General features: G+C 71.4%; 25 protein-coding genes and 1 pseudogene. 8 read left to right on the top strand and 18 right to left on the bottom strand.

Annotated elements, in window-relative coordinates:
- Nucleotides 1-84: 84 nt before the first annotated feature.
- Nucleotides 85-1,074: a LysR family transcriptional regulator gene (locus tag OG975_RS05060; RefSeq protein ID WP_406327732.1), complete on the top strand. Its 990-nt coding sequence runs from the start codon at nt 85-87 to the stop codon at nt 1,072-1,074.
- 42 nt (nt 1,075-1,116) lie between these two features.
- Nucleotides 1,117-1,887 (top strand): SDR family NAD(P)-dependent oxidoreductase, encoded by a 771-nt coding sequence (locus tag OG975_RS05065; RefSeq protein ID WP_406327734.1) that lies wholly within the window; start codon nt 1,117-1,119, stop codon nt 1,885-1,887.
- A 40-nt stretch (nt 1,888-1,927) separates the two neighbouring features.
- On the opposite strand, the gene OG975_RS05070 is transcribed toward OG975_RS05065, so the two are convergent.
- The 10 genes from OG975_RS05070 to OG975_RS05115 form a co-directional block, all read right to left on the bottom strand.
- On the bottom strand, nt 1,928-2,107 hold the full coding sequence (locus tag OG975_RS05070) for a hypothetical protein (RefSeq protein WP_406327736.1): 180 nt from the start codon (nt 2,105-2,107) through the stop codon (nt 1,928-1,930).
- Nucleotides 2,108-2,156: 49 nt separating this feature from the next.
- The gene (locus OG975_RS05075) at nt 2,157-3,425 is read right to left on the bottom strand and encodes an RNA polymerase sigma factor (RefSeq protein WP_406327737.1); all 1,269 of its coding nucleotides are present in this window, start codon (nt 3,423-3,425) and stop codon (nt 2,157-2,159) included.
- Nucleotides 3,422-3,763 carry a YciI family protein gene (locus OG975_RS05080; RefSeq protein ID WP_406327739.1) on the bottom strand — a complete coding sequence of 114 codons (342 nt, stop codon included), beginning with the start codon at nt 3,761-3,763 and terminating at the stop codon, nt 3,422-3,424. Before OG975_RS05080 ends, OG975_RS05075 begins: the two co-directional genes overlap by 4 nt.
- Nucleotides 3,760-4,506: a nuclear transport factor 2 family protein gene (locus tag OG975_RS05085; protein WP_406327740.1), complete on the bottom strand. Its 747-nt coding sequence runs from the start codon at nt 4,504-4,506 to the stop codon at nt 3,760-3,762. The genes OG975_RS05080 and OG975_RS05085 overlap by 4 nt, the downstream gene beginning before the upstream one ends.
- Nucleotides 4,507-4,667: 161 nt before the next feature.
- Nucleotides 4,668-6,209 carry an MFS transporter gene (locus OG975_RS05090; RefSeq protein ID WP_406336148.1) on the bottom strand — a complete coding sequence of 514 codons (1,542 nt, stop codon included), beginning with the start codon at nt 6,207-6,209 and terminating at the stop codon, nt 4,668-4,670.
- A 17-nt stretch (nt 6,210-6,226) separates the two neighbouring features.
- Entirely contained in the window at nt 6,227-6,649 is a 423-nt protein-coding gene (locus OG975_RS05095) for a VOC family protein (protein ID WP_406327741.1), read from the bottom strand.
- A 6-nt stretch (nt 6,650-6,655) separates the two neighbouring features.
- Complete coding sequence (locus tag OG975_RS05100) at nt 6,656-7,426, bottom strand: SDR family NAD(P)-dependent oxidoreductase (protein ID WP_406327743.1); 771 nt, start codon at nt 7,424-7,426, stop codon at nt 6,656-6,658.
- A gap of 126 nt (nt 7,427-7,552) precedes the next feature.
- Entirely contained in the window at nt 7,553-8,806 is a 1,254-nt protein-coding gene (locus tag OG975_RS05105; protein WP_406327744.1) for a cytochrome P450, read from the bottom strand.
- Between the two features lie 102 nt (nt 8,807-8,908).
- Entirely contained in the window at nt 8,909-10,513 is a 1,605-nt protein-coding gene (locus tag OG975_RS05110; protein WP_406327745.1) for a Na+/H+ antiporter, read from the bottom strand.
- 78 nt (nt 10,514-10,591) lie between these two features.
- On the bottom strand, nt 10,592-11,635 hold the full coding sequence (locus OG975_RS05115; RefSeq protein ID WP_406327746.1) for an NAD(P)-dependent alcohol dehydrogenase: 1,044 nt from the start codon (nt 11,633-11,635) through the stop codon (nt 10,592-10,594).
- 498 nt (nt 11,636-12,133) lie between these two features.
- Here OG975_RS05115 and OG975_RS05120 point away from each other — a divergent pair, with 498 nt between their 5' ends.
- Nucleotides 12,134-13,063, top strand: coding sequence for a helix-turn-helix transcriptional regulator (locus OG975_RS05120; RefSeq protein WP_406327748.1), 930 nt, complete (start codon nt 12,134-12,136; stop codon nt 13,061-13,063).
- A 33-nt stretch (nt 13,064-13,096) separates the two neighbouring features.
- Here the strand turns inward: OG975_RS05120 and OG975_RS05125 are convergent, their stop codons facing one another.
- The 3 genes from OG975_RS05125 to OG975_RS05135 form a co-directional block, all read right to left on the bottom strand.
- On the bottom strand, nt 13,097-13,762 hold the full coding sequence (locus tag OG975_RS05125; RefSeq protein ID WP_406327749.1) for an SDR family NAD(P)-dependent oxidoreductase: 666 nt from the start codon (nt 13,760-13,762) through the stop codon (nt 13,097-13,099).
- A 124-nt stretch (nt 13,763-13,886) separates the two neighbouring features.
- Nucleotides 13,887-14,903: a zinc-dependent alcohol dehydrogenase family protein gene (locus tag OG975_RS05130; protein WP_406327750.1), complete on the bottom strand. Its 1,017-nt coding sequence runs from the start codon at nt 14,901-14,903 to the stop codon at nt 13,887-13,889.
- Nucleotides 14,904-14,929: 26 nt separating this feature from the next.
- Nucleotides 14,930-15,337 (bottom strand): cupin domain-containing protein, encoded by a 408-nt coding sequence (locus OG975_RS05135; protein ID WP_406327751.1) that lies wholly within the window; start codon nt 15,335-15,337, stop codon nt 14,930-14,932.
- Nucleotides 15,338-15,530: 193 nt separating this feature from the next.
- Between OG975_RS05135 and OG975_RS05140 the strand changes: the two genes are divergently transcribed.
- On the top strand, nt 15,531-16,361 hold the full coding sequence (locus OG975_RS05140) for a helix-turn-helix domain-containing protein (RefSeq protein WP_406336149.1): 831 nt from the start codon (nt 15,531-15,533) through the stop codon (nt 16,359-16,361).
- A 54-nt stretch (nt 16,362-16,415) separates the two neighbouring features.
- Nucleotides 16,416-17,276 carry a helix-turn-helix domain-containing protein gene (locus tag OG975_RS05145; protein WP_406327753.1) on the top strand — a complete coding sequence of 287 codons (861 nt, stop codon included), beginning with the start codon at nt 16,416-16,418 and terminating at the stop codon, nt 17,274-17,276.
- Nucleotides 17,277-17,335: 59 nt separating this feature from the next.
- On the opposite strand, the gene OG975_RS05150 is transcribed toward OG975_RS05145, so the two are convergent.
- On the bottom strand, nt 17,336-18,256 hold the full coding sequence (locus OG975_RS05150; protein WP_406327754.1) for a zinc-binding dehydrogenase: 921 nt from the start codon (nt 18,254-18,256) through the stop codon (nt 17,336-17,338).
- 103 nt (nt 18,257-18,359) lie between these two features.
- On the opposite strand from OG975_RS05150, the gene OG975_RS05155 reads away from it, so the two are divergent.
- From OG975_RS05155 to OG975_RS05165, 3 genes and pseudogenes are all read left to right on the top strand, one after another.
- A complete protein-coding gene (locus tag OG975_RS05155) occupies nt 18,360-19,190 on the top strand; it encodes a class I SAM-dependent methyltransferase (RefSeq protein ID WP_406327756.1) in 831 nt (276 codons plus the stop codon).
- Between the two features lie 301 nt (nt 19,191-19,491).
- Nucleotides 19,492-20,634, top strand: a complete 1,143-nt coding sequence (gene rho, locus OG975_RS05160; RefSeq protein ID WP_406327758.1) for a transcription termination factor Rho — start codon at nt 19,492-19,494, stop codon at nt 20,632-20,634.
- An 89-nt stretch (nt 20,635-20,723) separates the two neighbouring features.
- Nucleotides 20,724-21,566, top strand: a pseudogene (locus tag OG975_RS05165) (D-alanyl-D-alanine carboxypeptidase family protein); the annotation flags it as partial.
- A gap of 59 nt (nt 21,567-21,625) precedes the next feature.
- Here OG975_RS05165 and OG975_RS05170 read toward each other — a convergent pair.
- From OG975_RS05170 to aspA, 4 genes are all read right to left on the bottom strand, one after another.
- The gene (locus tag OG975_RS05170) at nt 21,626-23,008 is read right to left on the bottom strand and encodes a glycosyltransferase 87 family protein (protein WP_406327759.1); all 1,383 of its coding nucleotides are present in this window, start codon (nt 23,006-23,008) and stop codon (nt 21,626-21,628) included.
- Nucleotides 23,009-23,022: 14 nt separating this feature from the next.
- Nucleotides 23,023-24,417 carry a polyprenol phosphomannose-dependent alpha 1,6 mannosyltransferase MptB gene (mptB, locus tag OG975_RS05175; protein ID WP_406327760.1) on the bottom strand — a complete coding sequence of 465 codons (1,395 nt, stop codon included), beginning with the start codon at nt 24,415-24,417 and terminating at the stop codon, nt 23,023-23,025.
- A 140-nt stretch (nt 24,418-24,557) separates the two neighbouring features.
- Nucleotides 24,558-25,496, bottom strand: a complete 939-nt coding sequence (locus OG975_RS05180; protein ID WP_406327761.1) for a glutaminase — start codon at nt 25,494-25,496, stop codon at nt 24,558-24,560.
- Between the two features lie 33 nt (nt 25,497-25,529).
- Nucleotides 25,530-26,951: an aspartate ammonia-lyase gene (gene aspA, locus OG975_RS05185; protein ID WP_406327763.1), complete on the bottom strand. Its 1,422-nt coding sequence runs from the start codon at nt 26,949-26,951 to the stop codon at nt 25,530-25,532.
- Between the last annotated feature and the right edge of the window lie 37 nt (nt 26,952-26,988).

Below are 26,988 nucleotides of genomic sequence, written 5' to 3' on the forward strand. Positions count from 1 at the left end.
CTTACAGGACTTCCTCGCCGGGGAACCCGTCATTACGCTCGCGTTTCACCGATGCTTCAAGGACGTGGCCGGAAGGGGACACCCGTGGGTCTCGGAGCGATAGATCTCAATCTTCTGGTGGCGCTGGAAGCACTGCTGGAGGAGAAGAACGTCACGCACGCCGGTGTCCGGCTCTCCACCAGCCAGTCCGCGATGAGCGGCTCGCTGGCCCGGCTGCGGCGGCACTTCAACGACGAGCTGCTGGTGCGGGTGGGCCGCGAGTACGAGCTGACCCCGCTCGCGGAGCGGCTCCTGCCGGTCGTCCAGGCCTCCCTGTACAAGGCCGAGGAAGCGATGTCGCTGACCCGGCACTTCGAGCCGTCGCGCAGTCGGCAGCGCTTCTCGGTGGTGATGTCGGACTACGTGATGACGGTGTTCGTGGAGCCCCTGCTGCGGGCCATAGCGCAGGAGGCGCCGGGCGTCCGCATCGACTTCCACCCCATCGTGGACGGGCAGCTGGAGACGGAGACCCATCTGCGCTGTCACGACCTGATGATCGTGCCGCTCGGGTACCAGCTGCCGGGCGTCAGCGAGGCAGTGATGCACGACCGGTTCGTGTGTCTCGTCGACCCCGACAACCCACGCCTGGTGGACGGACGGCTCGCCCTGCGCGACCTGGCGGAGATGCCGCACGCCGCTTGCGGCATCGGCAAGCTCACACCCGCCGACCGCCAGCTGGAGACCCTCGGCATCACGCCCAAGGTGCAGGTCAGCACGCCCGGCTTCAACGTGCTGCCGTTCCTTGTGAGCGGCACCGACCTGGTCGCCCTCGTACCCGAGCGGCTCGCCCGGCGCTACGAGGGCTTCGCCCGCTGCGCCGTCGTACCGACACCGTTCCCGGACGTGCCGCTCGTCGAGGCCATGTACTGGCACCACAACCGGCACGCGGATCCCGCGCACCGGTGGCTGCGGGAGACGGTCCGCAAGGTGGGCGCCGCGCTCGACAAACCCGCGCCACCGGAGGCGGTCGAGATCGCGGACGCGGATGCCAGCCATGAGGAACGTGCGTTTCCGGAGCTGGCCCCGGCTTCCTAGCGTGGTGCGGGAACCCGCATCCCGTACCCCCTGGAGGAAGCCGTGAGCCGCACGCGCCTGGCCGGTCGCACCGTCGTCATCACCGGAGCCGCGCAGGGCCAAGGAGCCGCCGAGGTGACCGCCGCGGCCCGCGAGGGCGCCTCGGTCGTCGCGACGGACGTCCTCGACGAACCGGGCGAGAAGCTGGCCGCCTCCCTGCGCGCCGACGGCCTCGACGTGCGCTACCAGCACCTGGACGTGTCGTCCCCGGACGACTGGACGAACCTCGCGGCGTCGCTCTCCGGGGTGCACGGCCTCGTCAACAACGCCGGAATCCCGATGCGCGCCCGCCTCGGCTCGGTCGAGCTCGCCGACTGGAACCGGGCGTTCGCCGTGAACACCACCGGCCCGATGCTCGGCATCCAGGCCCTCTCCCCCCTGATGGGCAAGGGCTCCTCCATCGTCAACGTCGGTTCGGTCGCGGGCCTCACCGCCCATCACGCGGTCGCGTACACGGCCAGCAAGTGGGCGTTGCGCGGCTTGTCCAAGGTGGCCGCTCTGGAGCTGGCGCCCCGTGGCATCCGTACGAACGTGATCCACCCCGGCTACATCGAGACCCCGCTGATGGCCACCGCGAACCCCGTCTTCACCCAGGCGCACCTCTCGATGACTCCGCAGGGCCGCCCCGGCACCTGCGACGAGGTCGCCCCGCTGGTCGTGTACCTCCTCTCGGACGAGTCGTCGTACGTGAACGGCGCCGAGATCACCGTGGACGGCGGCTACTCGGCGCACGGCGGGGTGAAGGCGATCACGAACGCGCTCGATTCGCAGTGACCGTGCGGGGGCCGGAAGTGGTGACGGTGGCGCTCATCGGTCAGCCTCCGAGGCGCAGGCCCGCGAGCCAGACGTCCGGGGCGCCCGGTCCGTCACCGGCCGGCCCGTGCGGTACCGACTCGGGTGGGGTGGCGGGTGTCCGGCGCATCGGCCTCCGGAGCCGGGGAGGCAGCAGAGCGAGGATCGTGCGGGTGCGGTGCGTGGGCACGAGGGTGGTCATGGGAGCCTCCGGTGTCGTGAGGTGCTTTCACCCCACCGACGAAGGGCCCCTACGCCGATCGACACTCCGCTCGGCACTTCGCGAGCCGTCTCTCCAGAAAGCGTCGCTCGGCGTCGTTCTCCACCAGTTCCAGCGCCCTGGCGTACGCCTCCGCCGCCTCCGCCGGGCGCCCGGCACGTCGCAGCAGGTCCGCGCGCGTGGCGGGCAGTAGGTGGTAGTCGTCCAGCTCGCCCTGCGCCTCCAGCTCCGCCACCCTCGCCAGCCCCGCTTCCGGGCCCTCGGCCATGCCCACGGCGACCGCCCGGTTGAGGCGCACCACGGCGGACGGCACGAAGCGCTCCAGCTCGCCGTACAGCGCCGCGATGTCGGCCCAGTCCGTGTCCTTTGCCGTCTCGGCGGTGGTGTGGCAGGCGGCGATGGCGGCCTGGATCTGGTACGGGCCCGGACGCCCGCGGCGCAGGGCGGTCTCCAGCAGGGCGGCGCCATCGTCGACGGCTGCCTTGTCCCAGGCCGTACGGTCCTGGTCCTCCAGCGTCACCAGCTCGCCCGCCGCGTCGACCCGTGTGCCGCGCCGGGCGTCGTGCAGCAGCAACAGTGCGAGCAGACCCAGCGCTTCGGGCTCGTCGGGCATCAAGCGGGCCAGCACACGGGCCAGCCGGATCGCCTCCGCGCACAGGTTCGTCCGCACCAGGTCGGCGCCTGACGTGGCCGCGTACCCCTCGTTGAACAGGAGGTAGACCACACCGAGCACACCCGTCGTGCGCTCGGGCAGCAGATGTGCGGGCGGTACACGGTACGGGATGCCGGCGTTGCGGATCTTCCGCTTGGCACGGACCAGGCGCTGCGCCATCGTCGCCTCGGGGACGAGGAAGGCGCGGGCGATCTCGGGTGTGGTCAGCCCCGCGAGGGTGCGCAGGGTCAGCGCGACCCTGGCCTCGATGGGCAGCGCGGGATGGCAGCAGGTGAAGATCAGCCGCAGCCGGTCGTCCTGGACCCCGCTGTCGTCGCCGTCGTACTCCGGGTCGTACGGCCCCTCGTCCCGCGCCAGCACCGCCACCTCCCGCAGTTTCACCGCCCCGACCGCCTCCCGGCGCAGCACGTCCAGGGCGCGGTTGCGCGCGGTCGTGGTCAGCCAGGCGCCGGGGCGGCGCGGTACTCCGTCGCGCCACCACCGGTCGAGTGCCTGGGCGAAGGCGTCCTGCGCGCACTCCTCGGCGAGGTCCCAGTCGCCGGTCACCCGGATCAGGGTGGCGACGACCTGGCCCCATTCCTCGCGGAAGGCGGCGGCGACCGCCTCCTCGACGCCGTCGTCGTTCACTCCCAGACCGGCCGCACCTCCACCGAGCCGCCGCCCAGCGCCGCCGGGTGCCGGGACGCGAGCGCGATGGCCTCGTCGAGGTCGGCGACCTCGATGATGTCGAAGCCCGCGACGTACTCCTTGGACTCCACGAACGGACCGTCGCTGAGCAGGACTTCGTCGCCCTGGACGCGCACGGTGGTGGCGTCGGTGGCCGGCCGCAGTCGCGCGCCGCCCTTCACCACGTCGCGGCCGCGGACCTCGTCGATGTACGAGGTGTAGCGGAGGTCGTCGGCGATCTCCTCGGGGCTGAGCTCCTCGCCGCCGACGGGGGCGCAGATGAAGAACACGTACTTCATGACCGGCTCTCCGGGTCTCCCTGGATTCCGGCGTCGAACGGGACCGAGGTGTGCTGGTGGACGATCTGCCACTTGTCGCCGGCGGCCCGGTAGCCGGTGGTCACCCGTGCCGTGGTGTCCAGCGAGTCGCCGCCGGCGAGCGTGGCCCGCATCCGTACGAGCGCGTGGCTGAACGCGACGCTCTCGTCGACCCGGACGCGGAAGTCGAGCACTTCGCGCTCCACGGGTCCGACCAGCGTCGCCCACCACCACTCCTCCGCCTTGCGCAGGGCGTCGATCCCGCGCTGTTCGAGACCGCTCACGGGGTGGAAGACCTCGACGTCAGGGGCGTAGCAGGCCATCGCCCGGTCGAAGTCGCGCTCGCGGGCGGCGGCGGTCAGCTCCGCGTCGAGGCGGCGGATCTCCCCCTCGGTGTCCTCGTCGTCCCAGAACGCGCGCACCTCCATGGCCCCGATGGACGCCACGGGATGCTTGGCGGCCGCCTCGACGGCTTCCTCCAGGCTGTCGCACTCGAGGATGTCGTAGCCGGCGACGTACTCCTTCGTCTCCGCGAACGGCCCGTCGGTGCGCAGCACCTCACCGTCGCGCACCCGCACGGTGACCGCGTCGGCGGGGAGCCGCAGCCGGTGCCCGTGCAGCCGCACGCCGCGCTCGGCGCCCAGCTCCTCGACCCAGGGTTCGACGGGTGCCATGCCCGAGGCGTCGGCGGTGTCGTCGCCGCAGACCAGCAGCATGTACTTCATGGTTCCTCCCGGTGCTCATGAGCTTCCTACACCGCACCGACGAACGGGGTCACGACGATTCGACAGGCCTCGAAATGTTTTTCACGTGCGGGCGGACGGGAGCACGCGAGGGGGCCGGGGCATCAGCCCCGGCCCCTTCGCGTTCGCGTGGGTGTCGCGTGCTACGCGGACGCCGCCTGCACCGCCGTCTCACTGGTGGCGCCGACCGTCGCACGGGCGGTGTTCTTGCGCACCAGCAGCAGGGTGACCGCCGCGCCCAACAGGGAGGCGCAGCCGCAGATCAGGACGCCGAGGGCCATGCCGTGGCCGAGCGCGGTCTGGGCGGCCGCCTTGGCCTGGGCGCTGCCCGCGTTGACGACCGCGAGGGGTCCGGCCGCCGCCTCCATGCCCGCGTCCGCGCCGCTGAGCTTGCCCACCAGGGCCGAGGACGCGGCGCTCATCGCGATGGTGCTGATCACGGCGGGGCCGAGGCCCTGGCCGAACTCGCGGACCAGGCTGGTGGCACCGCTGGCCATACCGGTCATCTCGATCGGTACGGCGTTCACGGCCGCCGAGGTCAGCGAGGACACCACGCAGATGAAGCCGATGCCGAGCAGCAGCACCGGGCCGATGAAGGCCGCGAGGGACGTCGTGGTGATGGGGAGCGCGGCGATCCAGAACTGTCCGGCGGCCATCGGCAGCAGGCCGCCCATCAGGAGCCAGCGGGCGTCGACGCGGGTGAGCATCTTGCTCAGCACCGGCGCCAGCAGCAGCGGGATCAGCTGGAGGATCACGAACGGCATGCTGGCCCGCAGCGCGCTCAGGTGCATCACCGCGCCGAGCCGGATCGAGACGCAGTACGCGGTGCCGATGAACCCGAACATTCCGGCGAGGGCGACGACGGCTGCCGCGGCGAACGACGGGATCTTCAGCAGGTCCAGGTTGAACATGGGCGAGGCGGAGCGGGTCTCCGCGACGATGAATCCGACGAGGGCCACGGCCGCCAGGGACAGCGAGCCGACGATCGCCGCGCTGCTCCAGCCGCGTTCACCGCCCTCGATGATGCCCCAGAGCAGGGCGGTGAGGCCGACGGCGATGGTGATCTGGCCCGGCCAGTCCAGGCTGCGGCCCTCGGGAGCCTTGGAGTCGGTGACCAGCTTCCAGCACGCGCCCGCGACCACCAGGCCGAGCACGACCGGCGGCACGAACGCCCAGCGGAAGTCGGCGACCGTGGCGAGAATGCCGGAGGACAGGGGCCCCACGGCGGAGGCGAGGGAGATGCTCAGCGCCCACGTGGAGACCGCTTTCGCACGGTCCTTCCCGTCGGGAGTGGCCGCCGCGATGACCGCGAGGGAGCTGGGGAAGAGCGCGGCGGCACCGACGCCCGCCAGGGCCTGGCCGGTCCACATCATCGTGATGTTCTGCGAGGTGGCGTTGAGAAGCTCGCCGAGGGCGAGAACCAGTCCGCCGAGCACCAGGAGGCGCTTTCGGCCGAAGAGATCTCCGACCACACCGAAATTCAGTTCAAGAATTGCGGTGGGGAGAATGAAAGCGGAAGTGACCCAGGCCACCTGGGAACCCGACGCCCCGAAGGCGGCCTGGATTTCTCCATTGATGGGGGACGGAACGGTAATACACAGCTGCGCGGCGGCAACTGCGAGGCAGCAGGCTATCAGCGTGCCTCTGTCGAGCCTTTTCACGAGATTCGTCATCCCGCACTCCATCTCACTCGGGCTATTTCTCACTTGGAAAAATTGGTGCTGCGCTCTATCAGTTCGATGAGGTTGCCCTCGGGGTCGGTGACCCAGGCCATGCGGATGCCCGGCTCGGGGGACGGTCCCGGCGGCATGGCTTCGCCCGCTCCGTGGGCCACCAGGGCCGCGTGGACGGGGTCGAGTTCGGGGGTGGTGACCGCGAAGTGTCCGTATCCCTCGGTGAGGGCGGCGGTCAGCGGGTCCGGCGCCCGGAGTCCGGGCGTGGATCCGGGCCTGGCGAGGAGTTCGATGCGCCAGCCGTGCGGATGCTCCAGGACGACGCCGCTGAGGCCGGGCCCTTCGAGGGCGAACTCGAAGACGCTCTTCAGTCCGAAGGCGTCCTTGTACCAGGCGGTGAGCGCGGGCAGGTCGCGTACGTTGACGCCCACGTGGTCGAGTCGTGTGTTCACCGGCGCTCAGCCCGCCATCGCGCTGTCGCCGCCGTCGACCATGAGGTTGGCGCCGTTGACGAACGCGGCCTCCTCGGAGCAGAGGAAGGCCGCGGCACGGGCGATGTCCTCGGGCTGCCCCACGCGTCCGACCGGGATCCGCGCCTCCAGCTGCGCCTTCGGACCGTCGGGGTCGTCGAGGAAGGGCGCGGTGGCGGATGTCCGGGTCATGCCGGGGGCGATGGTGTTGACGCGGATGTGGTGCGGGGCGCCGGCCGCGCACAGGTGCATGCTCATCGCCAGCACCCCGCCCTTGGCGGCGCCGTGCGGCACCATCGGCATGAAGGGGGCGCCCCGCACGGCGGCCACCGAGGCGACGTTGAGGACGGCTCCGCCGCCGCGGGCGATCAGATGCGGCCAGGCCGCCTGCGTACAGAAGTACGGGATGTCGAGCTCATTCTTGATGGTGAAGTACCAGTCCTCGGCCGGCATGGTCTCGAACGGCCCGTTCCGCAGGGCGGAGGCGTTGTTGTAGAGGATGTCGATCCCGCCGAAGGCGGCGATCCCCGCGTCGATCCACTCCCGTGCACCCGCTTCGGTGGAGAGGTCCACCGGCGCGAGGGACTGCATGACTCCGCCGGCCTTCTCGACGAGTTCCACCGTTTCGGCAGCGGCATCGGAGTCGATGTCACAGCCGAATACGGTGGCGCCTTCCGCAGCGAATATCTGAGCCGCGGCCCGCCCTATTCCAGCCCCCGTCCCGCTGATGAAAGCGATTTTTCCGGCCAGTCGACCCATGATTGCCGTTCCCTTGTCCAGTGCCGCCGGTGTGCGGTGGTGGAAGCGTAGGTACGGCGTTTGGCGAGAACAAGAAAAGGGTCAGCTCAGGGCCATCGCGGTGTCGTATGGCTGGTATGCGCGGGGTCAGCGGCGGGAGGTCCCCAGCCGCACCGGAAGCGCTCGCACACTGTTGCCCACGAAGCTGGAGTGGCGGGAGAGTTCCGCCTCGGGGAGGGCGAGTTCGAGGTCGGGGAAGCGGGTGAACAGCCGCTCCAGGGCGATGGTGGCCTCCAGGCGCGCCAGTGGGGCGCCGAGGCAGTAGTGGGCGCCGTGCCCGAGGGAGAGGTGCCGGGCGGCGCCGGTCCTGCCGGGGCGCGTGACGTCGAAGCGGTCGGCGTCCGGTCCGTGCGCGGCCCGGTCGCGCCCCGCGGCCGCATACCCGGCGAGGACCGGTGTGCCCTGGGGGATCACGGTGCCGTCGAGGGTCAGGTCCCGCACCGGATACCGGAACGGGAAGTAGCTGACGGGCGCGTCCCAGCGCAGCGTCTCCTCGACCACGTCCGCCCAGCTCGCCTCGCCCTTGGTGACCAGGTCCAGCTGATCCCGGTGGCCGCACAACGCCCGTACGGCGTTGGTGATGAGGTTCAGCGTGGTCTCGTGCCCGGCGATGATCATCAGTACCAGGGTGCCGATGAGCTCCTCCTGGCTGAGCCGGTCGCCCTCCTCGTCGCGGGCGGCGATCAGCGCGCTGGTGAGGTCGGTGCCGGGTTCCTCGGTCCGCGCGGTGGCCACGGCGCCCAGTACGGCCACCAGCTCACGGTTCGCGGCGACGGCCTGCTCCGGGCCGATGTCGGTGGCGACCACCTGGTTCGACAGTTGGTGCAGCCGGTCGCGGTATTCGGCATCGACTCCGAGCAGTTCGCCGATGACGCCCATCGGCAGCGGCAGCGCGAAGTGCCTGCGCAGATCGGCGACTCCGCCCGCCTCCTCGGCCGCCCGGTGCAGGCCGTCGAGCAGTCCTTCCGTCAACTCCTCGATCCAGGGCCGCAGTTCCTCGACCCTGCGCGCGGTGAACGCCTTGCTCACCAGGGACCGCAGCCGCCGGTGGTCCTCGCCGTCGGCGGTCGTCATCCCCCGCACGGTGGCGAAGGTCAGCAACGGCCACCCGGCCGCTATCCGCCCCTCGCTCAGCGCGGTGAAGTGCCGGGCCCCCTTGGCGACATCGGGGTGCGCGAGGAACTCCTTCAGCGCGTCGTGCCCGAGCACCGCCATGCCCTCCACCTCACCGGGCAGCACCACCGGCGCGACGGCACCCCGCGCGAGCAGCCGCGCGTTGTCGGCGTGCGGGCAGCCGCCTGCGGGGTCCATGCGGTGCGGGGTGACGGGTGAGGTGTCCACCGGGTTCTCCTGACGGGGGTGCCGAGTCGATCCGTACGACGAATGATTCTGCCCGTCTCACACGGTCGATCGAACACGCTGGAACGCCCGTTCAGGCGCCGATCACTCGACCGTCTCGCGCCGGGACAGGCGTACCTCCTCGATGTCGAGTTGCCTCTGGACCTGGCGCAACACGGTGTCGTCGATGCGGAGTTCGTCGCGGAGCCGGAGCACGGTGGCGCGTTTGTGGGAGAGGAGGGCGAGGCGGAGCGCGGTGTAGTGGCGGTCGTGGCGCAGCACCTCCTCGTCGTCGGCCTCGCCGCCGTCGGCGCGGACCACGAGCAGATGGGTCTCGTACTCGTGCCGCATGCGTGCGACGACTTCCGGGGCGACGTGGAGGTCGGCCGCGAGCTCCGGCAGCGCCTTGAGCGCTTCCTCCGTGGCGGTGGTCTCGGCGAGGAATCGCTCCTCCTGGACGGAGGTGTCGCGGGGCAGCCGGGCCCAGCGCACCACGCCCGGCAGCAGCAGGCCCTGCACCACCAGCGTGATGACGATGACCCCTGACGTCACGAACACGATCGTGTCGCGGTCGGGGAACGGTTCGCCCGAGTCGAGCGTCATCGGCACCGAGAGCGCCACGGCGAGCGACACCGCGCCCCGGAAGCCCGCCATCGCGCTGACGACCCGGGGGCGGTAGCCCATGCGGCGCAGCCGCTGCTCGGGACGGCGGTCCAGGAGGCGGATCAGGTACGGAACGGTGAACAGGAAGGCAAAACGCACCGCGACGACCACCACCGACACGACCCCGACGGCGATCAGGGCGTGGGTGAGGTCAGTGCCGGTCAGGCCGCGGACGGCGGACTGCGCCTCCACGCCCACGAGGACGAACAGGGCGCCGTTGAGCAGAAACGTCGCCAGTGACCAGAACTCCTCCGCCTGGCGGCGGGTGGCGGCCCCCACCAAGCGCGGCCCCGCCTGGCTCATGATCAGCCCGGCCACCACGACGGCGAGCACACCGGAGGCGTGGATCAGCTCGGCCAGCAGATAGGCGGTGAAGGGGGTGAGGATCGTGGCCACGTTGCCGAGCAGCGGATCGTCGCAGACGCGACGCACCCGGATGCCGAACCAGGCGGTCACCACGCCGGCCGCGGCCCCACCGCCGTACGCGAGCAGGAACAGTCCGCCCACGTGCAGCGCGCTCAGGTGCTCCTCGCCGACGGTGATGCCGACGGCGAGCCCGTAGATGACCAGCGCTGTACCGTCGTTGACCAGGCTCTCGGCGCGCAGCAGGGTCACGTTGCGGCGCGGCAGCGCCTTCGCGAGCACCCCGACGGCGGTGGCGTCGGTGGGCGCGACCGCCGCACCGAGCACCCACGCCGGTCCCCACCCGAGCCCCAGGGCGTGCGCCACCGCCGCGACGGCTCCGGCGGTGCCGATCACCAGCATGGTGCTCAGCAGCACGATGCCGCGCAGGTTGCTGCGGATCTCGCGCAGCGAGGTGGTGAGGCTCTCCCAGTACAGGAGCACCGGCAGGAAGAGCAGCAGCACCACCTCCGGCGGCAGATGCGCCTCACGCAGCGCCGGGATGAACCCCAGCAGCGCGCCGACGGCGAGCAGCAGGACGGGCGGGGCGATGCGGAAGCGCTGCCCGACGGCGTTGCCCACCAGCACCGCCACGCCGAGGACCACGACGAGTTCGAGTGCGAGCACGGTGTTTCTCCTGGTCAAGCGGCCGTTGTAGGTCCACCCCGCACGAGGGGTCGGGGGCGCCTCGTACGGGGTGGTCAAAGCCGGAGCCGGCCATGGTCAAGCCAGCGTCGCGGTGTCGATCACGAAGCGGTAGCGCACGTCGGAGGCGACGACACGCTCGTACGCCTCGTTGATCTTGTCGGCCGGGATGACCTCGACCTCCGCGCCGATGCCGTGCTCGCCGCAGAAGTTCAGCATCTCCTGGGTCTCGCGGATGCCGCCGATGAGCGAACCGGCGTAGGAACGGCCCTGCATGATGAGCGAGAAGACGCTGAGGGAGAGCGGTTCGGCGGGAGCGCCGACGTTGACCATGGCGCCGCCCACCGCCAGCAGCCCGAGGTAGGCGTCGAGGTCGAGCTTCGCGCTGACCGTGTTCACGATCAGGTCGAAGGTGCCGCCCAGCTGCTCGAAGGTGGTCGGGTCGCTGGTGGCGTAGTAGTGGTCGGCACCCAGCCGCAGGCCGTCGTCCATCTTCTTCAGCGACTGGGACAGGACGGTCACCTCGGCACCCATCGCGTGGGCGATCTTCACGGCCATGTGGCCGAGTCCGCCGAGGCCGATGACGGCGACCTGCTTGCCGGGGCCCGCGCCCCAGCGGCGCAGCGGCGAGTAGGTCGTGATGCCCGCGCACATCAGCGGGGCCGCCTCGTCGAGGCCGATGCCCTCGGGGATGTTGACGACGAAGTCCTCGGTCACCACGACATGGGTGGAGTAGCCCCCTTGGGTGAGCGTGCCGTCCTTGTCGATCGAGCCGTAGGTGAGGGTGTTGCCCTTGAGGCAGTACTGCTCGTCGCCCTTGCGGCAGTTGACGCACTCGCGGCAGGAGTCGACCATGCAGCCGACGCCGACCCGGTCACCGACGGCGTGCCGGGTGACCTCTGAGCCGACCTCGGTGACGATGCCGGCGATCTCGTGGCCGGGGACCAGGGGGTAGGTCGCCGGGCCCCATTCGCCGCGGACGTTGTGGAGGTCGGAGTGGCAGATGCCGCAGTACTTGATCTCGATGAGGACGTCGTGCGGGCCGACGTCGCGGCGCTCGACGGTGGTCGGGGTGAGCGGTTCGGTCGCGGAGGTCGCGGCGTAGGCGTTGACGGTGAGCATGGTTCTCCGGTCCTGTGTTTCTGGTGGAACTGCTGGTGGAACTGCCGTTGGGGGTAGGGGGCTTGGTCGGTTCGGGACGATCCGCGTCGCGGCGGAGCTCGCCTCGGGAGTGGTGATGGCCTGGCGACACGCGCGGAATAATGTCCGCGTTTCGCACGGTACGCGGCCTTGACCGCTTCATCGCGCTCCCCATCGGCGTCCACGAGGGTGACTTCCTTGTCGACAGCGCCTGTCCGGATGCGGCCGTTCGTGACCAGGGGGTGCGGTCAGGGCTGGATGAGGACCTTCAGGGCCTCGCCGCCGGCCATCGCCCGGTAGCCCTCCGGTACGTCCGTACGTTGTTCGGATGCGTGTAGAAGAGATCTCCCACGGCACCGACCCTCCCCGCCGGGCTCGCCGCGTGGCAGACCGCGCTGTGCCGGGGAGCCGTGTTCCGGGGTGCGACAGGGCCCCCCACGCGCCTGCCGCACAGGTCACGGCGCCGCCACACTGGAAGCCATGAAGAGTGAGCAGCAGAACGGCACTGAGCTGGGGCGCTTCCTGCGCGCCCGCCGGGCCCGGGTGACCCCCGAGGAGGCCGGCCTGCGGGCCGGCGCCGGCCTGCGCCGTACGCCCGGGCTGCGCCGTGAGGAACTGGCCACTCTGGCCGGGATCAGCATCGACTACTACGTCCGTCTGGAGCGCGGCAAGGAGACCCGCCCGAGCCCGTCCGTGGTCGACGCCCTGGCCCGCGCCCTCCTGCTGGAGGAGACCGAGCACGAGCACCTGCGCAGCCTGGCCGCCCTCGCCGCCCGGCGCGCGCCCGAACCGCCGGCCGCGCCCAGCCGTGCTGTACGGCCCGGCGTCAGACTCCTGCTGGAGAGCCTGCGGCCGGGCCCCTCGCATGTGGTCAGCCGCACCAACGACCTGCTGGCCTGGAACCCCGCCGGGCTCCGGCTGCTCCCCGGTATGGAGGACTGGCCGCTCAGACAGCGCAACATCGCGCGCTACGTCTTCCTCCACCCCGCGGCCCGTGAGCTGTTCCACGACTGGGACCACCAGATCCGCGGCTGCGTCGCCCGGCTGCGCGCCCTGGCGGGCACCGACCCCGACGCCCCCGACCTGGCCGGGCTGGCCGGTGAACTCCTGCTGAAGAGCCCGGAGTTCGCGCGTCTGTGGGAGCGCTACGACGTCAGGGGGAGCACCCACGGGCGCAAGACGTTCCACCACCCCGAGGTCGGCGACCTCACCCTCGGCTACCAGTCGATGGAACTGGAGGGCACCCCCGGCCACCGCCTGATCACCTACTACGCCGAACCGGGCACCGCCGAGTACGAGGCGATCGTCCTGCTCGACATGCTCGCGCCCGAGAACGCCCCCCGCCGGCCGGTGCCGAGCGACGGTCCGTCGGCTTCCGCACCGAACGGCGCCTCGGCTCCGTCCTTCTGACGCCTGGGCGTCAGAAGGACGGAGCCGAGGGGTTCAGCTGTCGAGGTCGTCGGCGAAGTGCCGGAACCCGTGCCGGTCCTGGTGCATGCTCCACAGGGTCTCCGCGAGCGCGGCCGGGTCCTTCCTCGGGTGACCGGGAATGATCGCGCCGGGGATGATGAGCTGCGCGACGTGGATGCCGTCGGCGGCGAGCGTGTCGTGCAGCAGATGACCGTACGCGCTCTCGGCGGCGAAGGCGATCGACGTACCGGCGCGTTCGGGGTGCGGAACCACGGCGGTACCGCCGTTGACGAAGAGGATGGTGCCGCGGCCGAGAGCGCGCATACCGGGCAGCACCTGTCGCACGGCGGCGACCGGCCCGTAGACGGAGAACTCGATCGGGCCCACCAGGTCGGCGGGGCCGGTCTCCAGGACGGGCCGCATGAAGTCCCGGTGCGGGACCGGGCTGTACTGCAGGACCTCGATCGGGCCCAGGGTGGCGGTGGCCGCGTCCAGGGCGGCTTCGAGGGCCTTCGGATCGCGTACGTCGGCGGCGAAGCCGCGCGCCGAGATGCCCTCCCCGGTCACGTCGGCGGCGAGGGCATCGGCCCGTTCCCGGTCGCGGGAGATGAGCGCGACGTCGTACCCCTCGCGGCCGAACCGCCGGGCGACGGCGGCTCCGAGACCGGGTCCCGCTCCGATGACGGCGATGGTGGTCAATGTTTCCTCCGGGTCGTGCGGGTCCGGGTGACCTCTGGCTGACGGTACCCGTCGCGAGGGCGGCTTTCCGGGCCGGGCGCGCGGGCCTGCGGACCCACGGGCCCGGCCTTTGTGTGCAGGGCGTTCAGGGGCGCAGCAGTGCCTTGACGGCGCGGCGTTCGTCCATGGCGCGGTAGCCCTCGGCGACCTCGTCGAGGGGGAGGGTCAGGTCGAAGACCTTGCCGGGGTTGATACGGCCGTCCAGGACCCGGTCGATGAGGTCGGGCAGGAAGCGGCGCACGGGCGCCGGGCCGCCACGCAGGGCGACGTGGGAGAAGAACAGTTCCTGGCCGTCGATGGCCACGCCGTGCGGGACGCCGACGAAACCGACGTTGCCGCCGGGGCGGGTGGAACGCAGCGCCTGGAGCATGGACTCCTGGGTGCCGACGCACTCCAGGACGGAGTCGGCGCCGATGCCACCGGTGAGTTCCTCGACGCGGGCGATGCCTTCGTCGCCGCGTTCGGTGACGATGTCGGTGGCGCCGAACTCGGTCGCGAGCCGCTGCCGCGACGCGTGGCGGCTCATCGCGATGATGCGTTCGGCGCCCAGTTCCCTGGCGGCGATGACCCCGGACAGGCCGACCGCGCCGTCACCGACGACGACCACCGTGGAGCCGGGCCCGACCTCGGCGGCGACGGCCGCGTACCAGCCGGTGCCCATGACGTCGGACAGCGTCAGCAGGCTGGGGATCAGGTCGTCGGCCGGCTGGTCCGGGGTGGCGACCAGGGTGCCGTCGGCCGTCGGGACACGGATGTACTCGGCCTGGCAGGTGCTCATGAACTCCCGGTGCACACACGAGGACTGGTATCCGTTGCGGCAGTTCGGACAGGTGTTGTCCGAGGTGGCGAACGAGCCGACGACGAACTGGCCCGGCTTGACGGAGGTGACCTCGCCGCCGACCTCCTCGACGACGCCGACGTACTCGTGGCCCATCGGGTGGGGCTCGTCCACGGGGTTGATACCGCGGTAGTCCCACAGGTCGGAGCCGCAGACGCAGGTGGCGGCGGTGCGGATGATCGCGTCGGTGGGCCTGAGGATCTTCGGCTCGGGGACGTCCTCGATACGGATGTCACCGGGCTTGTGGATGATGGTTGCGCGCATGGTGGTGTCTCAGCTCATGAGGGGGCTCAGGGGCGGGTGCGGGTGCTGACGCGCTTGCCGCCGCAGTCCGCGTCGGTGACGTGTTCGAGCCAGTTGACGTCGTCGCCTTCCCACAGGGCGATGTGGCTCATGAACTGGTCGGGGGCGGCGCCGTGCCAGTGCTCCTCACCCGCGGGTGTGTGGATGACGTCGCCGGGGTGGGCTTCGAGGATGTCGCCGCCGCGGGACTGGATGAGGGCGATGCCTTCGACGATGTAGAGGGTCTGGCCCAGTCCGTGGGAGTGCCAGGCGGTGCGGGCACCCGGCGTGAAGCGGACCATGTTCGCCCGGGCCCGGGAGGGCTCCTGGCCCCGGTAGATGACATCGGCGTACGCGTCACCGGTGAACCAGTCGGCGGGCAGCTTCATGGTCGGGGGCGGCTTCAACAGTTCCATGGGGTCTCTGTCTTTCTGTACTGTGACGTGCTGCGACGCGGGTGCTGGGGGAATGCCGAAACAAGTGCGAAAAGCAGTCACGCCTGTTCGGACGATTGCCTTTCGTGGACCGTTCACACCACCGGCCGCATCACCGACATTGCCACCGTCGCGTGAGCCCGCAAAGAGGAGAATTCCATCCCGGGAGAAGAACATCCAGGGAGAGAACTCTCCCCCTCACAGGACGGAGAGGTGGTGCCAGACTGGCGGCCCCCGGCGGGCCTCCGGGCTGCGCCGTGCGGAGGTCGCCCTGCTCGCCGCCATCAGCACCGACTACTACACCCGCATGGAGCAGGGCCGCATGCGGCCGTCCGCGCCCGTGCTGGCCACCATCGCCCGTGTACTGCACCTGGGTGACGATCAGCGGGACTATCTGTTCGAGCTGGCCGGAAAGGAAGCGGGACGGCCGCGCAGGCGTTCCGTGCAGAAAGTCCAGCCGCAATTGCAGCGGCTGCTCGACGATCTCACGGCCACCCCGGGAATGGTTCTGGGCCGCCGTGACGACATTCTGGCGTGGAATCCTTTGGCCGCCGCCCTGGTCACCGATTTCGGGAACATTCCGGAGAAGAAGCGGAACTATGTCCGGCTGCTCTTCACCGATCCCGCGATGAAGTCGCTGTACGCGGACTGGGAAGGCGTCGCCCGGGGCACGGTCGCCAAGCTGCGCAGGGAAGCCGCACGGTATCCCGACGATCCCCGGCTGACCGCCCTCGTCGGCGAGCTGTCGGTACAGGACGCCCACTTCCGGCAGTGGTGGGGAGCCCACCATGTGGCGGCCCGCACGGTGGGCACCAAGACGCTCAACCACCCGGTCGCGGGCGAACTCGTCCTCGACTGGGACACCCTCACCTGCAGCACCGACCCCGACCAGCAGCTCGTCATCTGGTCCGCGGAGCCCGGCACGCCCTCGTACGAGGGCCTGCGCTTCCTCTCCTTCTGGGCCACGAGCGACCGCCGGCCGGCCGCGCCCCACACCGCCGGCTGAGCCGGCACCGCCTCCACCCTTCCCCCGTGGCCGGCTCCTGCGAAAATGGCTGCCATGACGCGCAACGCACCCAGTGAGCTGGGGGAATTCCTCAAGGCCCGGCGCGCGGAGCTCACCCCTCGTTCCGTGGGGCTGCCCGGCGGGGCCGTACGGCGGGTGCCGGGCCTGCGCCGGGAGGAAGTGGCCATGCTGGCCGCGATCAGCACCGACTACTACACCCGCCTGGAACAGGGCCGCATTCAGGCGTCCGAGCCGGTGCTGAACGCCATCGCCCGTGTCCTGGACCTGGACGAGGACCAGCGCGCCTACGTGTTCGAGCTGGCCGGGAAGGAACCCGCCCGGCCGCGCACGCACGGCGTGCAGACGGTCCAGCCGCAGTTGCAGCGGCTGCTCGACGACCTCGGTTCCATCCCCGCCATGGTCCTGGGCCGCCACATGGATGTGCTGGCGTGGAATCCGCTGGCCGCCGCCCTGGTCGGCGACTTCGGGCAGATCCCGGAGAAGGACCGCAACTACGCCCTGATGGTCTTCAGCCCCGCCATGCGCGAGCTCTACGCGGACTGGGAGAACACGGCCCGTATCGCGGTCGCCCAACTGCGCATGGAAGCGGCGCACAACGCCGGCTCCGCACGGCTCACCAGCATCGTCAACGAGCTGTCCGAGCGGGACCCGGACTTCCGGCGCTGGTGGGCCGCTCACCACGTGGCCGCCCGCACCGTCGGCACCAAGACGCTGAACCATCCCATCGCCGGGACCCTCGTCCTCGAATGGGACACCCTCACCTGCAGCACCGACCCCGACCAGCAGCTCGTCGTCTGGACCGCGGCGCCTGGCACGCCCACCCACGAAGGGCTGCGTTTCCTCGCCTCCTGGGCCGCCGGCAGCCACGAGCCGACCCGCGGCACCACCAACTGATCGTCCGCTACCCGGGACCGGTGGCACAGGTGAGGTGCCGTCCGGCGTCGGACGCCGCCTCAGCCCACGTCCAGCACCGCCTTCCCCCGCAACCGGCGGCTCCCCAGCGCCTCCACCGCGTCCGCGATCTTGTCCCACGGTCCGCGCCAGCCGACCGGGACGCGCAGCCTCCCCGCCGCGACCAGGGTGAGCAGTCTGCTCAACTGGGCCTGGCGGTCGGTGAGTCCGCCGCCGTTGTAGACCGAGACGATGGCCTTCGGGACGGGGCTGCCCAGGGTGGATCCGACGGGCAGGGTGGCTTCGCGGCCGGAGGCCCAGCCCACGCTTTGCAGGGTGCCGCCGGGTGCCAACAGGGTGTAGGACGCGATCAGTTGGTCGCCGCCCACGGTGTCGATCACCACGTCGACCGGTTCCGTCGGACCGGCGAGGCCGATCGCGACCTCGTCCGCGCCGAGGTCCGTGAGCCCCCGGGCGCTCTCCTCGGAACCGGCGACCGCGATGACGTACGCGCCGCCGAGCGCCGCGAGCTGCACGGCGAACCCGCCGACGCCGCCGGACGCGCCCGTCACCAGGACCCTGCGGCCCACCAGCGGTCCCGCCTGTTCCAGCGCCCGCAGGGCCGTGCCGGCGGCGACCGGCAGTGTGGCCGCCTCGCCCAGGTCGACGGCGTCGGGCACCACGGCCACGTCCGCGACGTCCATGGCGCGCAGCGCGCCGAAGCCGCCACCGTCGGCGAAGCCCACCACCCGGCTGCCGACGGCGGGTCCGCCGCCGTCCGCCGCGGCGGTCACGACGACACCGGCCGCGTCGAAGCCGATGACCTCGCCGGGCTCGGCGCGCTCGGCGAAGAAGAGCTCGGCGGCGTTGAGCGAGGTGTGCCGGACCTCCACCAGGACCTGGGCGGGGCCCGGTACGGGATCGGGGGCTTCGCCCAGGCGCAGCCTTCCGGGTGCCGTGGGGTCGACGATCAGTGCGCGCATGAGAGGTACCTTCTCTCGTAGTCGGCGGCTCGCCACGCACCAACTCCCGCCGATCCGGAGTTCTTCCCACCGCTCCCCCGCCGCGCACGGTTGGATGGTCCCCATGACCGAGGAGCACGAGCGGATGATGCGGGCCAACCAGGCCAACTGGGATGCGCGCACCCCCGTCCATCTCGCCAGCCGGTTCTACGGGCTGCACGGGAAACTCGATCCGTCCCGCTGGTTCGCCGCCTTCGAGTGGGAGGACCTCGGTGAACTCGCGGGCCTCGACGTGCTCCATCTCCAGTGTCACCTCGGCACCGAGACGATCGCCTTCGCCGAGCGCGGCGCCCGCGCCGTCGGCCTCGACATCTCCGAGGCGTCCGTGGCGGCAGCGGCCGGCATCGCGGCACGCGCGGGCGCCGGCATCACCTACGTACAGGCCAATGTGTACGACGCCGTCGAGGCGCTGGGCGGGCAGCGGTTCGACGTCATCTACACCGGCAAGGGCGCCCTGTGCTATCTGCCCGACCTGGAGCGCTGGGCCGCCGTCATCGCCCAGCTCCTGCGTCCGGGCGGGCGGTTGTACCTGGTCGAGTTCCACCCGCTGCTCAACTCGCTCGGCCCCAAGCCCGCCGAGGGCGAGGGAGGCGAACTGCTGCTGCGCCACGACTACTTGGGCGGCCGGGACGCCGTCCACCGGGACGCGACGTACACCTACACCGACGGTCCGGCCGTGCAGGGTGCCACCGACAGCTTCGAGTGGATGCATGGAATGGACGAGGTCGTCAACGCGTTGGTAGGAGCGGGGCTCGGTATCCGGCGACTGCGGGAGAGCGACGAGCTTCCCTGGCCCCGGTGGCCGCAGATGACCCGTACCCCGTCCGGGTGGTGGCGTCTGCCGGAGACCGAGCCGCGTATTCCCCTGCTGTACGGCCTCCTCGCGGGCCGCTGAGTCACAGATCACAGCGGGACCCCGTCACCGGGTGGTACAGTGCGAGCAGCACCTGTGTACGCCCCGTCTCGGGCGCCGGTGCCAGTTCCCTCTCTTATCGCTGAAACGCCCGTTGCTTTCCGACCGGCGGACCAGCTTCTCAGCACAACCTCTTGAGCGCGGCCACGGGCAGTTCTTTCCGTCCGCCGTACCCGAGGTGTTGTCTCCCCGCCGTACGGACGCGTGAGCACGCCGCCTCCGCCGGCACCTCCCCTCCCTTCCTCATGACCTCATGAATCCGTCCTCGAAAGGACCCCCTCTCATGACCACCACACTCGAACACCCCCCTGTACAGCAGCAGCCCCAGGCCCAGGTCGCCACCGGTGTCCTCGACATCGACGGCAACGGGAAGGGGCACCTGCGCTCCGCGAACTGCCTGCCGACGCCGAACGACGTCCAGGTCTCCGCCGCGCTGATCCGCCGTTACGGCCTGCGCAAGGGCGACACCGTCGAAGGCGTACGCGGCGGACCCCGCACGCTCGGCGAGGTCGAGCGGATCAACGGCCGTACGCCCCAAGAGCTGCGCGGCCGCCCGCACTTCCGCGACCTGACCCCGCTGCACCCCCGCGACCGGCTTCGCCTGGAACACCCGGCGAGCGGTCTGGCCGGGCGCGTCGTCGACCTGCTCTCGCCGGTCGGCAAGGGCCAGCGTGGCCTGATCGTCGCCCCGCCCAAGACCGGCAAGACGGTGCTGCTCCAGCAGATCGCCGCCGCCGTCGCGGGCAACCATCCCGAATGCCACCTGATGGTGGTGCTGCTCGACGAGCGGCCCGAAGAAGTGACCGACATGCGGCGCTCCGTCCGGGGAGAGGTCTTCGCCTCGACCTTCGACAAGACGCCGAAGCAGCACATCGCCCTCGCCGAGCTCGTCATCGAGCGCGCCAAGCGGCTCGTCGAGCAGGGCGAGGACGTGGTCATCCTGATGGACTCGCTCACCCGGCTGTGCCGGGCGCACAACAACGCGGCGGCCTCCGGTGGCCGCACCCTCAGCGGCGGCGTCGACGCCGCCGCCGTGCACGGCCCCAAGAAGTTCTTCGGCGCCGCGCGCCTCGCCGAGGAGGGCGGCTCGCTCACCATCCTCGCCACCGCCCTGGTGGAGACCGGCTCCCGCGCCGACGACTACTTCTTCGAGGAGCTGAAGAGCACCGGCAACATGGAGCTCCGCCTCGACCGGACCCTCGCCTCACGACGCGTGTTCCCGGCCGTCGACATCACCCCGTCCGGTACCCGCCGCGAGGAACTCCTGCTGCCCGCCGCCGAGTTGACGGCCATGCGAGGCCTGCGGCGCGCCCTGCAGACACGGGACGGCCAGGCCGGCCTCGAAACACTCCTGGAGCGGATGCGCGCCACCCCGGACAACGCGGCCTTCCTCCGCCAGGTCCAGCCGACCCTGCCGGTCGCCTGACCTGCCTCGCGTGCGGCATCCGGGTACTCGATCCGGCCGCTCGGCCCTGGCACCCCGGCGTACGGCGACTCCGTTCCTACGTTGGCGGAATGACCATCGGATACTCACCCCGCGCCATCGCCTCCCGCGCCGCCGTGTCCTGTTCCATCGTCTGTGCGGTGGGCGCGCTGGCCCTCGCGCCGAGTCCGGCTGCCGCCCGGGCCCACACGGACCCGGGCGCGCCGAGGCCCGCGGCCTCGCAGCCGCCGCCGCTGTACCGGCCGGGGACACAGGTACGGCTCCGGGCCGGGGCGCCCGAGGTCCCCGACGACGTCTCCGCGCTGTCGTGGCTGGTGGCCGACGCCCGCACCGGCGATGTGCTCGCCGCGCGCGACGCGCACCTCAGGCTGCCGCCCGCCAGCACCCTCAAGACCCTGTTCGCACTCACGGCGCTCCCGGCACTGCCTGGCGGCATCCGGCACACCGTCAAGGAGGAGGAGCTCCAGGACATCGGCCCCGGCAGCAGCCTGGTGGGCGTCGCGGAGGGGCGCACCTACCGCGTGGCCGACCTGTGGCGCGGTGTCTTCCTCAACTCCGGCAACGACGCCGTGCACGTGCTGGCGGCGATGAACGGCGGCTGGGAGACCACGGCCGCCCGGATGCAGGCCAAGGCCCGTTCGCTGGGCGCCCTCGACACCCGCGTCATCTCGCCCGACGGCTACGACACACCCGGCCAGGTCTCGTCCGCGTACGACCTCGCGGTCTTCGGGCGGGCCGGACTGCGCAACCCGGAGTTCGCGCGGTACTGCTCCACCGCCGAGGCCATGTTCCCCGGCGACGGCTACGCGTTCGAGATCCACAACACCAACCGGCTGCTGACCGGCGCCGACGGGGTGGAGCCGTACCCGGGCCTGATCGGCGTCAAGAACGGCTACACCTCCGACGCGGGCAACACGCTCGTCGCCGCCGCGCGGCGGGGCGGGCGCACCCTTGTCGTCACGGTGATGAACCCTCAGGAGGGCGGCGGGTTCGCCGTGTACGAGGAGGCACGCTCGCTGCTCGACTGGGGCTTCGGGGCGGCCGGGCACGTCGATCCCGTCGGGACGCTGCTCGACACGCGTCGGGTACCGGCCGCGGGACCCGAAGCCCTGCCCGCGACTCCGGCGGAGAGCGACGGAGCCGGCTGGTCCGAGGCCGCCGTCATCGCGGGCGCGGCGGGCCTGGGCGCCGGCGGCGTCGCCCTGGCCCTGCGGCTCAAGGGCACACGGCCCACGCGTGACTGACCGACGGGCAGCCACAGCAGCAGCCCGAGCGTGATCCACGTATACGTGTTGCTGCCGAGGAACCCGTCGAGGCCGGAGGCGTCGTCGAACCACAGCCACACCACGCTGCTGCACAGCACGACGTACAAGGCGGCCGCGATCCGCGGCCGGCCCCGGTGCAGCAGTACGGCGAAGGACGGCAGCAGCCAGACCAGATGGTGCACCCAGGTGATCGGGCTGACGAGGCAGGCGGCGAGCCCGGTGAGGGCGAACGCGGCCGTCCAGTCCTCGTCGGCCAGGGCACGGGAGGTCCGCCACGCCCACACGCACAGGACCAGCAGGGCGGCCGTCGCCCAGGCGGCCCTGCTCGGTTCGTCCGGTGCCGCGAGCCGGGCCAGGACGCCCTGCAACGACTGGTTGGAGACATAGCCGAGCTGTCCGATGCGGGCTGTGTCCCACACCGCGCCGGTCCAGTAGAAGCGAGAGGCGCCCGGTGCCGCCCAGGCGGCCAGCGCGGTGGCCGCCGCGGCGACGGCCGTCGCGACCCCGGCGGCGCGCCAGCGGCGGGCGAGCAGCAGCAGGCCGATGAAGAGCGCGGGGGTGAGCTTGACCGCCGCCGCCAGGCCGATCCCGACGCCCGCCCGGCGTCCCCGGCCGGTGGACAGCAGCCACGCGTCGCTCAGCACGAGGGCCAGGAGCAGCAGGTTCACCTGGCCGAAGCTGAAGGTGTCACGGACCGGTTCGAGCAGCGCCAGCAGACAGCCCGCCAGGGCGAAACCGAACCAGCCGTAGCGGCGCAGCGCGGGCCCGACCAGGACCCACACGACCGCGCCGAGGGCGGCGAGGTTGAGCAGCAGCCCGACGGCGATCGCCGTGCGCAGCCCGACCAGCGCCATCGGCAGCATGCCGAGGGCCGCGAACGGCGGATAGGTGAAGCCGTACGTCGTCCCCGGCACCCGGTAGTCGTAGATCCGGCCGCCGTGGTGGACCCAGGTGTCGACGGCCCCGTAGTAGACGCGCAGGTCGAACCAGTCGCGCAGCAGCGGCACGGTGGCGGTGAACACGCCGACGGCGACGGCGAGTACGAGCACGAAGAGCAACCGCCGGCGATCGGTGCCGCCCGGTCTTCTCATGCCCTCCGGTCCTCTCATGCCGTACGCCCGAGCACCGGTGCCTGCGCCGCCTGGTGCGCGTGCCAGAGCACGACGAGGGCGAGTACTCCGCCGGAGACGGCCAGGACCACCTGTTCGGCGTCCGGCGGTCCCCCGCTCGGCAGCACGGCGAGCGCGAGCACCGCGCTGGCGGCCGCGACCCGGTGGCGTACCGAACCGCTCGGCGCCGCCGCCGCGATGAGGAACAGGCCCCACAGCGCGTACCAGGGCCGGATCGCCGGGCCGAACACGGCGACGGCGGCCAGGCTCAGGCCCAGCGCGTAGATCGGGCCGGGCCGCAGGCGCAGCCATATGAACAGAACGACCAGCACGGTCAGCGCGAGTCCCGCCGCGTGCCAGACGGGCAGCGCCAGGGGTGCCAGGCCGCTGCCGAGTTTCTCCAGCAGGGCGCCGGTGGCGCGGCCGAGGACGCTGGTGGGCGACCAGTTGTGCGGCGAGACGGGGGTCTTCAGGGCCGCGATCCAGCCGTATCCCGTACCGGTGGCGGCGGTTGCCGCGACCGTCGTGGCGAGGGCGACCCCGGTCGTGGTCAGGGCGGACCTCAGCATCCCCCGGCGCCCGCGCAGCGCGACCACCGCAAGGAGGCCGAGCACCGCGGGCGCCTTCACCAGGGCGGCGAGGGTGATGAGGACGACGCCCAGGACGTGCCACCGGCCGCGCGCGGCCACCAGTCCGACACCGAGCAGACCGAGCATGATGGCGTCGTTGTGCGCACCGGCCACCAGGTGCAGCAGGACGAGGGGGTTGAGCGCCCCCAGCCACAGCGCGGCGGCCGGATCCGCGCCGCTGTGCCGGGCGAGACGGGGCAGCGCCGCCGCCATCAGGGCGACGCCGAGCAGGGCGACCAGGCGCATGCCGAGCAGTCCGGCCGGTATCTCCCCGCGTGTGAGTCCGGACAGCGCGGAGGCGACAGCGAGGAAGACCGGGCCGTACGGCGTCGTGGTCTGCCGCCACACCGGCGCCACCTCGTCGGCGAGCGGACCGCCGAGCTGCGCGGGCCCGTGCGCGTACACGTCGATGTGCGCGTCGACCATGGCGCCCTGCGCGAGATAGCTGTACACGTCCCGGCTGAACAGCGGCGGCGCGAGCAGCAGCGGCGCCGCCCACACGGCGAGAACGAGCAGCAGGGAGCGGGGAGTCGGTGGTTCGGGGCCCCGTACGACGGTGCCCAGCAGCGCCCACGCGGCTATCAGCAGGACGACGCCGAAGTAGACGCCGACCAGGCCGAGTACGGCACGGCCGGACTCGGGGGCGAGAAGGTCCTGCATGGGCAGCGCCCCGGCCGTCTCACCGCCCAGGGCGAGGAAGGCGGTACCGGCCAGGCCCAGGGCCTGGCAGCGGCGGAGATCGACGGGAGCCTTGGCCAACACTTGGCCAGCGTGTCAAGGGCGGGTGGCCGGAAAGCGACGGGGTGCCCTCCGGGCGGGGGCCGTCTCATGGCCTCCGTGTAATCGGACGGGGGTCTGCTGGTGGTTTGTCGGGTGCGGGTGCTTCATGGCTGACACCCTTCTCAGAACACCGACACGCCCGTCAGTGTCGTGAAGCGGTCCAGTGCCGCCACGCCCGCCACCGAGTTACCCCGCTCGTCCAGGCCCGGGCTCCAGACGCACAGCGTGCAGCGGCCCGGTACCACCGCGATGATGCCGCCGCCGACGCCGCTCTTGCCCGGCAGGCCGACCCGGTAGGCGAAGTCGCCCGCCGCGTCGTAGGTGCCGCAGGTGAGCATGACCGCGTTGACCTGTTTGGCCTGGCTGCGGGTGAGCAGCCGGGAGCCGTCGGCGCGGACGCCGTGCCGGGCCAGGAAGCCGGTGGCAAGGGCGAGGTCGGCGCAGGACGCCTCGATCGAGCACTGGCGGAAGTACTGGTCGAGGAGGGCCGGCACCGGGTTGTCGATGTTGCCGTAGGACGCCATGAAGTGGCCGAGCGCGGCGTTCCGGTCGCCGTGCGCGGCCTCGGACGCGGCGACGTCCTTGTCGAAGGTCAGCAGGGGGTTGCCGCTCTCGGCGCGCAGGAAGTCGAGGAGTGCTCCCGCCGCGTCGCCGGTCTGGGTCTGGAGGCGGTCGGTGACGACGAGGGCGCCCGCGTTGATGAACGGGTTGCGCGGGATGCCGTTCTCGTACTCCAGCTGGACGAGCGAGTTGAAGGGGTTGCCGGAGGGCTCGCGGCCGACGTGCTCCCACAGCTCGTCGCCCTCGCGGGCCAGGTCGAGGGCGAGGGTGAAGACCTTGGTGATGGACTGCGTGGAGAACGGCTGCTGCCAGTCCCCCACGCCGTACACCGTGCCGTCCAGCTCCGCGACGGCCATGCCGAAGCTGCGCGGGTCGCGGGCGGCGAGCGCCGGAATGTAGTCGGCGGGTCGCCCGCGCCCCGGCGTCTGCGCGATCTCGGTGGCGATGCGCTCCAGGACCGGCTGGAAGGCCAGAGACGACGAATACGACATGATCACCATTGTGCCGCCCGGCCGGTCCCGCTGCTCATCGGCTCAGACCTCCAGCCGGGCGCCGCTGCCGGCGAGCACCTCGGGCCGCAGCAGCGCCTCCAGGCGCTCGGCGGGCAACAGGCCCTTCTCCAGGACGAGTTCGGCGACGCCGCGTCCGGTGGCGAGGGCCTCCTTGGCGATGTCGGTGGCCGCCGTGTACCCGATGTGCGGGTTGAGCGCGGTCACCAGCCCGATGGAGTTCTCCACGGCCGCCCGCAGCACCTCCGTGTTCGCGGTGATCCCGGCGACGCACCGCTCGGCGAGGGTCAGACAGGCGGCCCGCAGGTGCGTGATGCTCTCGGACAGGGAGTGCAGGATGATCGGCTCGAAGGCGTTGAGCTGGAGCTGGCCGGCCTCCGCCGCCATGGTGATGGTGACGTCGTTGCCGATCACCTCGAAGGCGACCTGGTTGACGACCTCGGGGATGACCGGGTTGACCTTGCCTGGCATGATGCTCGAACCCGCCTGCACCGGCGGCAGGTTGATCTCGTTGAGGCCCGCGCGCGGCCCGGAGGACAGCAGCCGCAGGTCGTTGCAGCTCTTGGAGAGCTTGACCGCGATCCGCTTCAGTACGCCCGACATCTGGACGAAGGCGCCGCAGTCCTGGGTCGCCTCGACCAGGTTGGCGGCGGTGACCAGCGGCAGCCCGGTGATGTCCGCGAGCTGGCGGCGCACCGACTCGGCGTATCCGGCGGGGGCGTTGAGCCCGGTGCCGATGGCGGTGGCGCCGAGGTTGATCTCGTGGATCAGCTCGACGGCCTCGGCGAGCCGGCTGCGGTCCTCGTCCAGCATCACCGCGTACGCCGAGAACTCCTGCCCCAGCGTCATCGGTACCGCGTCCTGGAGCTGGGTGCGCCCCATCTTCAGTACGTCGCGGAACTCGACGGCCTTGGCGGCGAACGCGTCCTGGAGCACGGCCATCGCCTTGAGGAGCCCGCGCACGGCGAAGACGGTGGCGACCTTGACGGCGGTCGGGTAGACGTCATTGGTGGACTGGCCGAGGTTGACGTCCTCGTTGGGGTGCACGTACTGGTACTGGCCCTTTTCGTGGCCCAGCAGTTCCAACGCCCGGTTGGCGACGACCTCGTTGGCGTTCATGTTCGTCGAGGTGCCCGCGCCGCCCTGGATGACGTCGACGACGAACTGGTCGTGCAGTCTGCCGTCCCGGATCTCCCGGCAGGCCTCGACGATGGCGGCCGCCTTGCGGGGCTCCAGCAGGCCGAGTGACTCGTTGGCGCCGGCGGCTGCCTCCTTGACGGCGGCGAGGGCGTCGATCAGATGCGGGTAGGCGGAGATCGGGGTGCCCGTGATGGGGAAGTTCTCCGTGGCGCGCAGGGTGTGGATACCCCAGTACGCGTCGGCGGGGACGTCGCGGTCTCCAAGCAGATCGTGCTCGCTACGGTGCGCTGCTGCGACGGTGGTCATGGCTGGGCGGTCCTCTTTCGGAGGGTGAGGGTGAAAA

The organism is Streptomyces sp. NBC_00203, from assembly GCF_045206325.1.
Classification (GTDB): Bacteria; Actinomycetota; Actinomycetes; order Streptomycetales; family Streptomycetaceae; genus Streptomyces; species Streptomyces lutosisoli.